General features: G+C 70.7%; 12 protein-coding genes. 5 read left to right on the top strand and 7 right to left on the bottom strand.

Going from position 1 to position 13,231, the window contains the following annotated elements; genetic code table 11:
* Positions 1–7: 7 nt before the first annotated feature.
* On the bottom strand, positions 8–1,279 hold the full coding sequence (locus ABDJ40_RS22175; RefSeq protein ID WP_347612972.1) for an efflux RND transporter periplasmic adaptor subunit: 1,272 nt from the start codon (positions 1,277–1,279) through the stop codon (positions 8–10).
* Between the two features lie 501 nt (positions 1,280–1,780).
* Between ABDJ40_RS22175 and ABDJ40_RS22170 the strand changes: the two genes are divergently transcribed.
* Entirely contained in the window at positions 1,781–2,506 is a 726-nt protein-coding gene (locus tag ABDJ40_RS22170) for a helix-turn-helix transcriptional regulator (RefSeq protein ID WP_347612970.1), read from the top strand.
* Between the two features lie 176 nt (positions 2,507–2,682).
* On the top strand, positions 2,683–3,327 hold the full coding sequence (locus tag ABDJ40_RS22165; protein WP_347612969.1) for a Crp/Fnr family transcriptional regulator: 645 nt from the start codon (positions 2,683–2,685) through the stop codon (positions 3,325–3,327).
* Positions 3,328–3,522: 195 nt separating this feature from the next.
* Here the strand turns inward: ABDJ40_RS22165 and ABDJ40_RS22160 are convergent, their stop codons facing one another.
* The 3 genes from ABDJ40_RS22160 to ABDJ40_RS22150 all read right to left on the bottom strand — a co-directional run bounded on the left by ABDJ40_RS22160 (position 3,523) and on the right by ABDJ40_RS22150 (position 6,845).
* Positions 3,523–4,476 (bottom strand): M48 family metallopeptidase, encoded by a 954-nt coding sequence (locus ABDJ40_RS22160; protein ID WP_430765671.1) that lies wholly within the window; start codon positions 4,474–4,476, stop codon positions 3,523–3,525.
* Between the two features lie 205 nt (positions 4,477–4,681).
* Positions 4,682–6,292: an AmpG family muropeptide MFS transporter gene (locus ABDJ40_RS22155; protein ID WP_347612965.1), complete on the bottom strand. Its 1,611-nt coding sequence runs from the start codon at positions 6,290–6,292 to the stop codon at positions 4,682–4,684.
* A 58-nt stretch (positions 6,293–6,350) separates the two neighbouring features.
* Positions 6,351–6,845, bottom strand: a complete 495-nt coding sequence (locus ABDJ40_RS22150; protein ID WP_347612963.1) for a hypothetical protein — start codon at positions 6,843–6,845, stop codon at positions 6,351–6,353.
* 126 nt (positions 6,846–6,971) lie between these two features.
* Here ABDJ40_RS22150 and ABDJ40_RS22145 point away from each other — a divergent pair, with 126 nt between their 5' ends.
* Positions 6,972–7,511, top strand: coding sequence for a flavin reductase family protein (locus ABDJ40_RS22145; protein WP_347612961.1), 540 nt, complete (start codon positions 6,972–6,974; stop codon positions 7,509–7,511).
* A 64-nt stretch (positions 7,512–7,575) separates the two neighbouring features.
* Here the strand turns inward: ABDJ40_RS22145 and ABDJ40_RS22140 are convergent, their stop codons facing one another.
* The gene (locus ABDJ40_RS22140; protein WP_347612958.1) at positions 7,576–8,439 is read right to left on the bottom strand and encodes a ParB N-terminal domain-containing protein; all 864 of its coding nucleotides are present in this window, start codon (positions 8,437–8,439) and stop codon (positions 7,576–7,578) included.
* 146 nt (positions 8,440–8,585) lie between these two features.
* A complete protein-coding gene (locus ABDJ40_RS22135; protein ID WP_347612956.1) occupies positions 8,586–10,493 on the bottom strand; it encodes a potassium transporter Kup in 1,908 nt (635 codons plus the stop codon).
* Positions 10,494–10,730: 237 nt separating this feature from the next.
* Between ABDJ40_RS22135 and ABDJ40_RS22130 the strand changes: the two genes are divergently transcribed.
* Both ABDJ40_RS22130 and ABDJ40_RS22125 read left to right on the top strand, forming a co-directional pair.
* The gene (locus tag ABDJ40_RS22130; RefSeq protein ID WP_347612954.1) at positions 10,731–12,284 is read left to right on the top strand and encodes a methyl-accepting chemotaxis protein; all 1,554 of its coding nucleotides are present in this window, start codon (positions 10,731–10,733) and stop codon (positions 12,282–12,284) included.
* A gap of 26 nt (positions 12,285–12,310) precedes the next feature.
* A complete protein-coding gene (locus tag ABDJ40_RS22125) occupies positions 12,311–12,913 on the top strand; it encodes a chalcone isomerase family protein (RefSeq protein ID WP_347612953.1) in 603 nt (200 codons plus the stop codon).
* 39 nt (positions 12,914–12,952) lie between these two features.
* Here the strand turns inward: ABDJ40_RS22125 and ABDJ40_RS22120 are convergent, their stop codons facing one another.
* Entirely contained in the window at positions 12,953–13,159 is a 207-nt protein-coding gene (locus tag ABDJ40_RS22120; protein ID WP_347612951.1) for a hypothetical protein, read from the bottom strand.
* Positions 13,160–13,231 lie beyond the last annotated feature (72 nt).

The raw sequence follows: 13,231 nt of genomic DNA, 5'->3' as shown, positions 1-13,231 counted from the left end.
GGCTTGCTTATTGACTGAGCGAGACGCGCTCGGCGCCCTTGAAGGCCTCGGCGCCATTGGTGACCACGCGCTCGCCGGGCTTGAGGCCGTCCAGGACCTCGACCTGGCTGAGGCTCTGCGCGCCGAGACGGATGGGGCGGCGCACCGCCTCCGTGCCCTGCACCACGTAGCAGAAGCGGCCGCCGCCCTCGTCGACGAAGGCCCCGCGGGCCACCTGCAGCACCTGCTCGCGGCGGTCCAGCAGCACGCGCACCGAGAGGCGCTGGTTCTGGCGCAGCTGTTCGGGCTGGGCGCCCTCGAAGCGCAGGCGGGCGGCGACCTCGTTGTTGACCACCTCGGGCGAGACCGAGCTCAGCACGCCCTTCCAGCTCTGGCTGGGACCGCGGATCTCGCCGGGCATGCCGGGCTGCAGCTCGCGGGCGAAGCTCTCGGCCACCTGCATCTGCACCTCCAGCGCGGAGAGGTCGACCACGCTCAGCAGCCTGGCGTCCCGGGCCACGCTCATGCGGTCGGTCACGAAGAGCTGACCGACCTGGCCGTCCACGGGCGAGCGGACCTTCAGCTCCTCTTCCTGGCGGCTGAGGTCGGCCACCACCAGCTGCTGGCGCTCATGCGCCTGGCGCTTGGCCTGCAGCTCGAACCGGGTGGCGTCGTCCTTGAGGTCCAGCAGCTCGCGGGCCTGCTTCAGCGCGATCTCGGCCTTGGCCAGGGCGTCCCGGGCCTGGTCGACCTGCATGCTGGCCGTGGCGCCGGCCTTGAAGGCCTGCTCCTGGCGGGCGAGGTCGTTCTGCGCGGTGCGGCGGGCCAGCTGCGCGGTCTCCAGATTGCTTTGGGCCTGGGCGCGCTGCTGGCGGGCGTCCGCTTCGGCGCGCAGCAGCTCGCTGCGCAGGGCGTCGGCGTTGGAACGTTCCTGGCCGAGACGGGCCATCAGCTCGGGGCTCTGCAGCTCCAGCAAGACCTGACCCTTGCGGACCTGGTCCCCCGCCTGCACCTTGACGCTGACCGTGCCCGCATTGCCGGCATACAGCGTGGGGCTGACGGCAGCCACCACCTTGCCCTCGCCCGCCACGTCGCGGGTCAGGGGGCCGATCTTCACCTCGGACAGCGTCAGCCGGGCCAGGCTCACCGAGGCGGCGCCTCCCAGGCCCTGCAGCAGGCGGGGTGCGCCCAGGCCCAAACCTGCGACAGCGAACAAGACCAGGCCCGCCTGCAGCCAGCGGCGCGGGGGCACGCCGGTGCGGGTGATGGGGCGGTCCTGGGCAGAAGTATCTCGGATCATGGCGGACAAAGAAGCGGCTGCGATGCCCTCTACTTGCAAGCCCCGTGCCATGCCAGGCTTGCCGAGAAAATTGAGTCGAATCAATAACTTGCATGGGCCTCACCGGGGCGGCGGAGTGTCCGCGGACACTGCGGACGCCAGCCCGGACAGACCGCGGTAGCGCGGACACCGCCCCGGACAGCCGCGCCCGGCCCGCCGCCAGAGGTGAATTCCTCACATTTCCGTTTCAGAAGATTCACCGCCGAGGTCTCCAGCGCACTCCTAGGCTATGGCCTTCGCTACGGGGCCTGTCATCTCTCGAGGAAGCACCGGCCCGCCCCAGCTGCCTGGGCCCCGCAGGGCCGGCATGAAGTGACGCTTCTGGGAGCGCTCCGTGGCGATTGGCGCGAGGTCTGCGCCGTGTCCGCAACCGACACGGGACCTGGCGCTGGCTGCGTCCCGTCCGGTGCCATCCAACGTGCGGGGCGCAGGTCGCGACTCCGCCACATCCGGGAGATGAATATGTGGTCTAGCAATCCGTCGATGGAGTCGGCCGCCCTGTCGCGCGTGAGCGCCTTGCGCATCGCCGACCAGGTGCTGCATGAGCTGCGCCAGCCGCTGCCCCGCAGCGTGCCCCAGGAGCGGCGACGCGCCGTGTCCCTCAGCACCCACTGGCTGAATCTGGTCCTGGAGGAGCTGGACTACGGCGTGCTCCTGGTGAGCGGCTCGGGCCAGCTGCTCTACACCAACCATGCCGCCCGCCGCACGCTGGACGCCCGCTTCCCGCTGCAGGTGCAGGGCGGCCAGCTGCGCACCCGCCTGGACACCGACAACGGGCCGCTGTTCGAAGCCCTGGGCAAAGCCGAGACCGAAGGCCGGCGCTGCCTGCTGCGCCTGGGCGAGGGCAGCGAGCGGACGAACGTCGTGGTAGTCCCCCTGAACCGCAATGTGGAGCAGGCCGCCGTGCTGCTGGTGCTGGAGCGCCTGCAGCTCTGTGCGGACCTGGCCGCCCAGTGGTTCGCCCTGCGCTACGGCCTGACGCCGACTGAAACCGAGGTCCTCAAGCTGCTCAGCGAGGGCGCCCGCCCGAACAAGGTGGCAGAGGAGCAGGGTGTGGCCATCTCCACCGTACGCACCCAGATCCAGAGCATCCGCGCCAAGTCCGGGGCCCAGAGCATCGGTGAACTCCTGCGCCAGCTGGCGGTGCTGCCGCCGCTGATGTCGGCGCTGCGCATGGAGCTGGCCTGAGCAGGGCGCCGCCCGACCTTGTCGCCTCCCCCCACGCCTGGGGCTGGCAGACCGCTCGCCGGCGGTCCTGCCAGCCCAGGGGCCTTGCATTCAATGACAGCGGCCACCAGGAAGCGAGCGCGCTAACATGATCCGCGTCGGGCGCGACCCACCCCGTGCCGCCTTCGCACCGTTTCATGAGCCCTGCTGCCGCCCCCTCCCCAGCCCCGCCCGCGGCCGATTGGCCCGGCCTGCCGCCGCTGCTTCAGCGCCTGGCGGCCCGTGGCGTGGAGCGCAGCTACCGCAAGGGCACCCTGCTGATCGAGGAAGGCAGCCAGGGGGACACCCTCTACCTGGTCCTCACCGGGCAGCTGCGCGTCTTCAGCTGCGACCACCGCGGTCGCGAGATCACCTACGGGGTCTACGGGGCTGGCGAGTATGTGGGTGAGATGAGCCTGGACGGCGGGCCACGCAGTGCCAGCGTCATCACCGAGTCGCCCTGCCGCTGCGTCCTGCTGACGCGCGCCAGCCTGCTGGAGCACATCCGGGCCGAGCCCGAGTTCGCGCTGGAGCTGATCTCCAAGATCATCCAGCGCGCCCGCGCGGCTACCCTGTCCACCAAGCAGCTGGCGCTGAACGACGTCTACGGCCGCCTCAAGCACCTGCTGGAGGACCCTGAACTCGCCCATCAGCGGCTCACGCACCAGGCCATGGCCCAGCGCCTGGGCTGCTCGCGCGAGATGATCTCCAAGCTCATCAAGGATCTGGAGCTGGGCGGCTACCTGGTCAAGGCCGAGCGCGGCCGCTACGAACGGGTGCGCAACCTGCCGGCCCGTTGGTAACGGGCGGATAGCAGGCGGGTAGCAGCCTGGTGACAGGCTGGGGATCGGTTGGTGACCGGTTGGTGACCGGCTTCGAGCAGGCGGACGACCCGCTGGTGGTTCGCTGGTGCTCCTCTGATCGCCAGCAGGTGACCCGCCCCCGGAGCGGTGGCGGCCCGGCCACAGGCCCGTGGGGCCGGTGCCAGCCAGGCCCGATCAGTTGGCGCTGCGGCTCTTCAGCGGCGGAGCGGGCTCGAAGCGCTCGGCGGGCCTGGGCGCGCGCTCGTACAGGCCCTGCACCTTGGGCAGATTGGCCTCGATGTCCTTGATGCGCGTGGTCCCTGCCGGGTGGGTGGACAGCCACTGTGGCGGCGCCCCCGAGGACGCCTGGCCCATCTTCTGCCAGAGGCTCACGCCAGCCGCCGGGTTGTAGCCGGCGCGGGCGGCCAGCTCCATGCCGACCAGGTCGGCCTCGGTCTCGTCCTCGCGGCCGAACTTGAGCGTGGCCAGCTGGGCACCGATATTGACCACGGTATCGCCCACATTGCCCAGGCCCAGCAGTCCGGAGATGAGGCCGGCGCCCAGGCGCGTGGCCGCCCCCTTGCCCATGCGCTCGCGGGCATGTTCGCGCAAGGCGTGGGCCACCTCGTGGCCCATGATCATCGCGACCTCGTCGTCGCTGAGCTGCAGCTTCTCCAGGATGCCGTAATAGAAGGCGATCTTGCCCCCGGGCATGCAGTAGGCATTGAGCTGGGCGCTGCCGATCAGGTTGATCTCCCACTTCCAGCCCTGGGCCCGCGGGTTCCACGGCAGGGCGAAGGGAATGATGCGCTGGGCAATGGCGCGCAGGCGGATCACCTGCGGATGGTTGGCCGGCGCCAGGGCCCGCTGCTGGGCCGCCTGGCGCATGGTCTGCGCGTACTGCTGGGCCGCCGCGGTCTCCACCTGCTCGGCCGAGACCAGCTTGGTGGCCCAGCTCTTCTCCCCCACCTCCACGCCCTCGCGAGCCAGCGCCGGGGCGGCCACGCCCAGGGCGCCCAGGCCCAGCAGGCCGGTGAAGAGCCGGCGGGCGGGCTGCCGGGGCGCACAGCCCGCGCAGTCGCAGCGGCCGAAACCGTAGGACGGCACGCCGTCCAGGGGGAGTTGGTGGTGGAGGATGAATTCGTTCATGGTCATGCAAGTCTTGGCGCGACCGGGCCGGTCAGACCCATGCCTGGACGCCAGGCATCGACTGTACACAGCGCGCCGCCAACGGTCAGGCCGCGTGGAGAATCCGCCGCCCCGACGCCCCGACGCCTTGTCCATGCGACCACCGGTCATCGCGGCGGAGCCTGGCGGCGAACGGCAAGTTTCAGGCCAGCCGGGAAGCAGGGGCTCAAGTGCCTGAGGTGGCGTCGTCCGGTGCCACTTCAAGGGCCAGGATGGCCCGGCGCAGCGGCCCCAGCAGCATCAGCAGGGCCGGCAGGCCCAGCACAAAGGCCACGATGAAGAAGTCCGGCCAGCCGATGGACTCCGCCAGCACGCCGGCCAGCGGTCCCACCCAGACCCGGCCCACCATGGCGAAGGCCGAGAGCAGGGCGAACTGCGTGGCCGTGAAGCGCTGGTTGCACAGGCTCATCAGCAGCGCCAGCAGGGCCGCGGTGGCCATGCCGCCGCAGAGGTTCTCATTGGCCACGGCCAGCATCAGGCTCACATCCACCGGTGTGGCCTGGGCCAGCTTGACGAAGCCCCAGTCGAAGGCCGGCATGACGATACGCCCGAGCTGCCCCGGTCCGGCCTGCGCCAGCCACCACAGGCCCAGGGCGCTGAGGGTCTGCAGGCAGCCGAAGAGCAGGAGGGAGCGCCACAGCCGCAGCTTGAGCATCAGCGCCCCGCCCAGCAGCGCGCCCAGGATGCTCAGCCACATGCCGATCACCTTGTAGGCCACGCCGATCTCGGCCGTGCTGAAGTGCATGCCCTTGAGGAAGAAGGGCGTCAGCAGGGCCTGGGCGAAGGCGTCACCCAGCTTGTAGAGCACGATCAGCGCCAGGAAGGCCATGGCGCCGGGCTGGGCGAAGTAGTTGCCCAGGCTGTTCAGCAGGGTCTCGAAGCGTGCCCGGCGCGCGGCCCACAGCGCCGCCGGGCCGATCAGGGCGATGCCCACGAGCAGGGTGAGGAAGTCCGTCCACTTGCCGGCCAGCGGGGCAGGCAGACGGGTGCTGGCCCACAGCGGGGCCAGGGCCTCGCGCAGCGCGGGCGCCAGCAGCAGATTGACCGCCGTGGCGCCGGCCGCCACCGTGGCCAGCACCAGCAGGAAGCCCTGCACATCGTGCTGGGCCACGCTCTGTGGTGCCCGGGACTGGCGCAGGCGCGGCACCAGCAGCACCGAGGCCACGGCCGCCACCACCATGAGCCAGGCCATGGCCCGGTAGACCTGGGGCCAGGTCCAGCCACCGCCCTGCTGCGGATCCACCCAGATGAAGGTCAGGCCGCCGGAGACGATCATGGCCAGGCGGTAGCCCGCCACATTCAGCGAGGCGCCCAGGCCGCGCTCGGCGGGCAGCAGCACGTCGGTCCGGTAGGCGTCGATGACGATGTCCTGGGCCGCCGAGGCAAAGGCCACGCCCAGCGCCAGCAAGGCGAAGAGGTGGGTGCTGGCGGACGGCGAGACCGCCGCCATGGCCATCATCAGGCCCGCCAGGGCCAGCTGGGTCAGCACCATCCAGCCGCGACGCCGCCCCAGCAGGGGCAGCTCGAAGCGGTCCATCAGGGGGGCCCACAGGAACTTGAAGGTGTAGGGCAGGCCCACCAGGCTCAGCACGCCGATGGTGGCGAGGTCGATGCCCTCCCCGCTCAGCCAGGCCTGCATCGTGGGCCCGGTCAGGGACAGCGGCAGGCCCGAAGCAAAGCCCAGCAGGGTGACGACGGCGAGGCGGTAGACGCTCTGCAGCCGCGCCGCCAGGCCGGGCGCTGCCGAAGGCGCCACGGGGGCGGGAGACAGGGGCATGGCGCGGATTCTAGGGGCGGGGTACGGATCCCGGCCCCGGGCAGGGCCTCGACGGGGCTCAGCTGAGCGGCGTGCCGGGCGGCGGGCCCGACTCCAGGCAGCGCAGGCTCACCGCCCGGTGCCGCGGCAGGAACCACTGGCCGACGCGGCCCGGCGCGGTGCGCAGCAGCAGCCAGTGGCCGCCGGAGACGGTCCGCTCGCCCAGGCACTCGGCCACCAGGGGCTCCGAGGCCGGACCGTGCACGGCCACGCGCGGGCCGTGAAGCTCGCCCAGGCCGTCCTGGGTCTCTGGCAGGGTGTCCAGGTGAAGGTACTGCAGCCGGCCCACCGGCACGCACAGGGGGCGGCGCTGGCCGGGCAGCACCAGGTCCAGGGCCAGGTCGCCGTCGTGGAAGGCGCTCAGGCAGCCCTGCAGCTGGCTGCCGTCCAGCAACCACAGCTCGCAGGGACCGGACAGGCCCGTCGGCCCCGCCGGCGTCAAGGCGACGGGCAGGGGCGGCAGGACCGGCCAGGTGCCGGCGCTGCTGGAGGGGGAAGGGCGCTGCGTATCCACGCCTGCAGTGGACCCGGGTCACGCCGGAAACGCTCTGAGCCAGCGCAATCTTTGACGAAGTCGGGCCCGGACGACGCCCATTTCCCGGCGCCCCCGAAGGCATGGCAGGCCGGCGACAATAGATGCATGTCAATTCCACCTGCGCTTCCGACAAGCCCGGCCGACGCCCCCGGCACCGCGGCCGACCCGGCCGATGCCCAGCAGTTCCGTGCCGCCCTGGGCCTGTTCGCCACCGGTGTGTGCATCGTGACCGCCCGCTCCGGGGACGGCGCGCTGGTGGGGCTGACGGCCAACTCCTTCAACAGCGTCTCGCTGTCCCCGCCCCTGGTGCTGTGGAGCCTGGCCCGCCGCGCCGGGTCCATGCCGGTGTTCAGCCGGGGTTCGCATTACGCCATCCACATCCTGGCGGCCGACCAGAAGGCCCTGGCCCAGCGCTTCGCCACCCGCGACATCGACCGCTTCGCCGGCCAGGCCTGGAGCGAGGGGGCGGGCGGCGTGCCGGTGCTGCAGGGCTGCGCGGCGGTCTTCGAATGCGCCAACCGCAGCCAGTATGAAGAGGGCGACCACGTCATCTTCGTGGGCGAGGTGGAGCGCTGCAGCGTGACGCCCCAGGCCCAGCCGCTGATCTTCCACGGCGGGCGCTACTACACCGAACTGCCGATCTGAGCGCAGGGGGCCTGGGGCCAGGTCTTGCCTGGTGCCAGGTCGTGCCCCCGCCGCTGGATCCCGCTCAGCCCTGGAGCGCCGCCAGCTGGCCGCGCAGCGCGGCGTTCTCGGCTTCCAGCTCCGCCACGCGGGCCTGCAGGGCCTTGATCTGGGCTTCGGTGGCGGACTCGGCGGTCACGGGCGGCAGGCCGGCGCTGTTGAGCTTCTCGTCACCCTCGGCCGCGCCCTCCTTGGGCTTGGCCTTGGACTGGCGCACGCGCTTGGCCGCCTGCTTGATCTCGTCCTTGCCGGCGGCCACGACGGCCTGCTGCTCTTCCACCGGCAGGGCGGCCACGGTGGCCGCGGTGTTGAGCGAGACGGTGCCGGCGCGCACGGCGGCCACCAGCTCGGGGGCGGCGCTCTTCTGGATCTTCTCGATCTGCTGGACCTGGGCCGCACTGATGCGGGCGGCCCGGGCCACCGCCTCGCGGGTGTTCAGGGCGGGCACGGGCGGCAGCTCGGCCTGGCCGTCCCAGGGCGCCTCGGCGGCATCGGCCGCGCCGGCGTCGCCCGAGGCCGTCTGAGAGGCCATTTGCTCGGCGCTCTCGGCCAGCTTGCGGCTGCGGCGCTCCGTCAGGATCTCCTTCTTGCGCAGGGCGAGCACGCCGCGCTGGAAGTCGGAGACGCTGCGGCGGCCCAGGTGCTGGTCGATCATCCACAGGTGCACGTCCTCCATGGACTTGAAGTGCGGATGCTGGATCGTCTGGAAGGGCAGGCCGTGCTTCTGGCAGATGCCGTAGCGGTTGTGCCCGTCCACCAGCACATCGCCCCACAGCACCAGGGCGTCGCGGCAGCCCTCGGCCAGGATGCTGCGCTCCAGGGCCTCATGCTCCTCGGGCGTCAGCGGGTCGATATAGGCCTTGAGTTCTTCCTTGACGATGATGTTCATGACGGGCGCGGGGACGGGTACAACAGATTCTGCGGGCCGCGATTGTAGGCAGTCGGCACGCAGGCACGCCGGCCCGGCCCCTGCGAAGGACACACCGGGCCGGCGTCTGCGACCTCCTCCCTGAGGTCCGCTCGAGCGTCATCCGCTCAGATCTGCACCCGCGTGCCCAGCTCCACCACGGCGTTGTCCGGCAGGCGGAAGTACTCCGCGGCGCTGCCGGCATTGCGGCTCAGCGTGGCGAAGAGGCGCTCGCGCCAGTGGGCCATGCCGGAGCCGGGCGTGGGCACCACGGTCTCGCGGCTGAGGAAGTAGCTGGTCTCGAAGGACGGTACCTCCAGGCCCAGGGGCTTGCACAGGGCCAGGGCGGCCGGCACGTCGGGCGCATCCATGAATCCGAAATGCAGGGTCACGCGCCAGAAGCCCGGCACCAGCGGCGCCAGCTCCACGCGCTCGCCTTCAGGCACATGGGGCCGCTCGGCGTAGACCACGGTCAGGATCAGGTTCTGCTCGTGCAGCACCTGGTTGTGCTTGAGGTTGTGCAGCAGGGCCTGGGGCACGGTGTCCGGGTTGGCCACGGCATAGACCGCCGTGCGGCTGGCGCGGTGCACGCCGCTGTCGCTGGCGGCGATGCCCTGCAGGAAGGGCAGCAGGGCCAGGCCGTCGCGCTGGATGCCCTGCATCAGGAGCTTGCGGCCGCGCGCCCAGGTGCTCATCACCAGGAAGAGCAGGCCGCCCATGGCCAGGGGGAACCAGCCGCCGTCCAGGAACTTGATCGCGCAGCCGGCCACCAGCAGGCCGTCCAGGGCCAGGAAGAACAGCGTGGCCCCGTAGGCCACGGGCGCCGGCAGGCCCCAGCCGTGGCGCACCACGAAGAAGGTCAGTACCGTGGTGATCATCATGGTCAGGGTCACGGCGATGCCGTAGGCGCCGGCCAGGGCCGAGGAGCTGCCGAAGAAGAGCACGGCCGCCAGCACGCCCGCCAGCAGGGCCCAGTTGACGCCGGGCATGTAGATCTGGCCGGCCTCGCGGGCCGAGGTGTTGCGCACCTCCATGCGGGGCAGGAAGCCCAGCTGGATGGCCTGCTTGGTCATGGAATAGGCGCCCGAGATCACGGCCTGCGAGGCGATCACCGCCGCCAGGGCCGCCAGCACCACGGCGGGCAGCAGCGCGCTTTCGGGAAAGAGCCGGTAGAAGGGGTTCTCGATGGCGCCGGGGTCCTTGAGCAGCAGGGCGCCCTGGCCCATGTAGTTAAGCGCCAGGGAGGGCAGGACCAGGCCGGTCCAGGCCAGGCGGATGGGGCGGGCGCCGAAGTGGCCCATGTCCGCATAGAGCGCCTCGGCGCCGGTCAGTGCCAGCACGACGGCGCCCACGGTGGCGAAGAGGTGCCAGCCGCGCTCGGTGAGGAAATGCCAGGCGTGCACGGGGTTCAGGGCGGCCAGGATGCCGGGCTCCTGCGCGATGTGCCAGACGCCCATACCGGCCAGCACCGCGAACCACAGGGTGATCACCGGGCCGAAGAGCCGCCCGACCACCGCCGTGCCGAAACGCTGGATCACGAACAGCCCCACCAGGATCAGCAGCGACAGCGGCAGGACCAGGGGCTTCAGCGAGGGTGTGATCACCTCCAGGCCCTCGATGGCGCCCATCACGGACACGGCCGGCGTGATGATGCTGTCGCCATAGAACAGGGTGGCGCCGAAGACGCCCAGCAGCAGCAGCACGCCGCGCAGCTGCGGGCGCTCCTTCACGGCCTGCGCGGCCAGAGCGGTCAACGCCAGGCCGCCGCCCTCGCCGCGGTTGTCCGCGCGCAGGATCAGCAGCACGTACTTGAGCGAGACCACCAGCATCAGCGCCCAGAGGATGGTGGACACCGCGCCGATGATGTTGGGCGCGGCCAGCGTCACGCCGGTGGCCGGCAGGAAGATTTCCTTGACCGTGTAGAGCGGACTGGTGCCGATGTCGCCGTAGACGACACCGATGGCGCCGAGGGTCAGGGCGGCCAGGCCCTGAGGCGCGTGGCCGTCGGGGGCCGGGGAAGGCAGTTGGGAGGCCATGGGCACAGCAGCCGGCAGTGGGGATGGCCGGACTGTCGCCTTGGCGTCATCAGGAACGCATAAGTAACGAAGGCGCCACAAATGGGCGCTGCAGGCACCAAAACAGCGCCAAAAGTCACGTCGCTGGTGCCACCGGAAAGGCGCGCTTGTGGAAGACTGAAAGACCCCCGCATTCCCGGGGGGTGGCTGTGCGCGCGTCCCCGCGCCGGCCTCATCCGTCAGAGAAGGTGTGCCGTGATGAAGTTCAGTTCACTGCGAATCGGTCAGCGTCTGACCCTGGGTTTTGGGGTGGTGATCGTCCTGCTGCTGGTGATGGCCGGGATGGCGATCTCCGGCACGCGCGCGCTCAGCCGTGATGTGAGCGAGGCCATCAACGCTGGTTTCCAGAAGACCTACCTGGCCAACCGCGCCAAGGCCGAGCTGGGCGATGCCTCGCGCGGCATGATGAGCACGCTGATCATGACCAACGAGGAGCAGGTCAGGAAGGAACTGGCCTCCGTCCAGAGCCTGCTGCAGGCGCACGAGAAGACCATGGCGGCGCTGGAACAGCTGGTCAGTGACGACGAGGGCCGGGCCGCGCTGAAGGCCATGACCGAGGTGCGCGGCAAGTTCATGCCGGCCCAGGCCGGCTTCGTGAAGCTGGTGGCCGAAGGCGACAAGGACCAGGCCACGCTGAAGTTCCTGTTCTCCGTGCGCGCGCTGCAGGTCAAGTACCTCGCGCTGATGGACAAGTTCGTCGAGTCCCAGAACAAGCAGATGGACGAGGCCGGCGCCGATGCCCAGGCCCTGGCCAGCCGCAGCATCACCGTGATCGCCGTGCTGGCCGTGTGCGCCAGCGCGGCCAGCGTGCTGATCAGCGTGCTGGTCTCGCGCGGCATCGTCGGCCCGCTGCGGGGCGCGGTGGCCGTGGCACGCAAGGTGGCCTCGGGCAACCTGAGCAGCAGCATCGAGGTCCGCGGCCAGGACGAGACCAGCCAGCTGCTGGAGGCCCTGGCCGAGATGAACGAGGGGCTCAAGCAGATCGTGGGCAAGGTGCGAGACGGCACAGAGTCCATCGCCTCGGCCTCCGCCGAGATCGCCAGCGGCAACATGGACCTGTCGGCCCGCACCGAGACGCAGGCCGCGGCCCTGGAGCAGACCAAGCACTCGATGAACGAACTCACCGAGACCGTGCGCCGCAACGCCCGCAATGCCCACCAGGCCAACGAGCTGGCCCAGCAGGCCTCGCAGGTGGCGCACGAGGGCGGCGAGGTGGTCTCGCGCGTGGTGAGCACCATGGGCTCGATCGACGCCTCGTCCAAGAAGATCGTGGACATCATCAGCGTCATCGACGGCATCGCCTTCCAGACCAACATCCTCGCCCTGAATGCCGCGGTGGAAGCCGCGCGGGCCGGCGAGCAGGGCCGCGGCTTCGCGGTGGTGGCCGCCGAGGTGCGCAGCCTCGCCCAGCGCAGCGCCGGCGCCGCCAAGGAGATCAAGAGCCTGATCAGCGACTCGGTCGAGAAGGTCGCCCAGGGCAGCCAGCTGGTGCAGCAGGCGGGCTCGACCATGGACGGCGTGGTGGCCAGCGTGCAGCGCATGACCACCGTGATCGGCGAGATCTCCATGGCCAGCGAATCGCAGACCGAGGGCATCGAGCGCGTCACGCGTACCATCCACGAGATGGACCAGAGCACCCAGCAGAACGCGGCCCTCGTCGAGCAGGCGGCCGCCGCCGCTGATTCCATGAAGAGCCAGGCCGATTCCCTGGAGCAGGTCGTCAGCCTGTTCCAGCTGGACGAGCGCCGCTGACATCCCCTTCGAACCAAGGAGCGCCCATGAGTCTTTGTCCCTCTCGTCTCTCCCGCCGCACCCTCGTCGCCGCCGGCCTGCTGGCCGCGGCCCTGCCCTGGACGGCACAGGCGGTGGAGGTCGCCGGCGTCAACGTCGAACCCACGGCCAAGGTTGCCGGCAAGGAGCTGAAGCTCAATGGCGCCGGCATCCGCACGCGGGTGATCGTCAAGGTCTACGTGATGGGCCTCTATCTCACGGAGAAGCAGACCACGCCGGCCGGTGTCTTTGAATCGCAGGGGCCGCGGCGCTTCTCCATCACCATGCTGCGCGAGGTCACCGGCGAGGACTTCGGCCAGGCCTTCATGGCCGGCATCACCGCCAACACCGACAAGGCGGAGCGCTCCAAGTTCGTCAACCAGCTGGGCGCCTTTGGCGAGGTCTTCGTCAACGTGGGCTCGATGAAGAAGGGCGACACCCTGACGGCCGACTGGGTGCCCGGCACCGGCATGGTGATGGCCGTCAACGGCAAGACTGTGGGCGAGACCCTGCCCGACATCGGCTTCTACAACGCCGTGCTGAAGATCTGGCTGGGCGAGAAGCCCGTGGACACCAGCCTCAAGCCCGCCCTGCTGGGTGGCAAGACCTGACCCCCAGCCGTCGCCCCGCCAGGCCCGCGACCGGGCCGTTCAGCGGCGCAGCAGGAGCAGCAGGCACAGCCCCCAGCAGGGTGCCGGGGGCAGCAGCGGCAGCGCGCTGGCCAGCAAGCCCAGGCCCGCGCAGGGCAGCAGCAGGGCCGGCAGCAGACACCTGAGGGCGCCCGCGCCCCGGCCCGGCTGCCGCCGGCTTTCGCCACCCCTGCTGCACTGCACGCCCGCCGCGCCTCCCTGAGCCATGCCGTCGTCCTCCAGGCCTTTGTGCGGGCCCTGGAGCGCAGCATCGGCTCCCCGTCATCAGGAACGCATAGG

Origin of the sequence: Roseateles flavus (assembly GCF_039872765.1) — a bacterium.
Classification (GTDB): domain Bacteria; phylum Pseudomonadota; class Gammaproteobacteria; order Burkholderiales; family Burkholderiaceae_C; genus Roseateles_B; species Roseateles_B flavus.
Note: the sequence above shows the minus strand (reverse complement) of the source record. Positions and strands in the feature narration are given on the sequence as shown.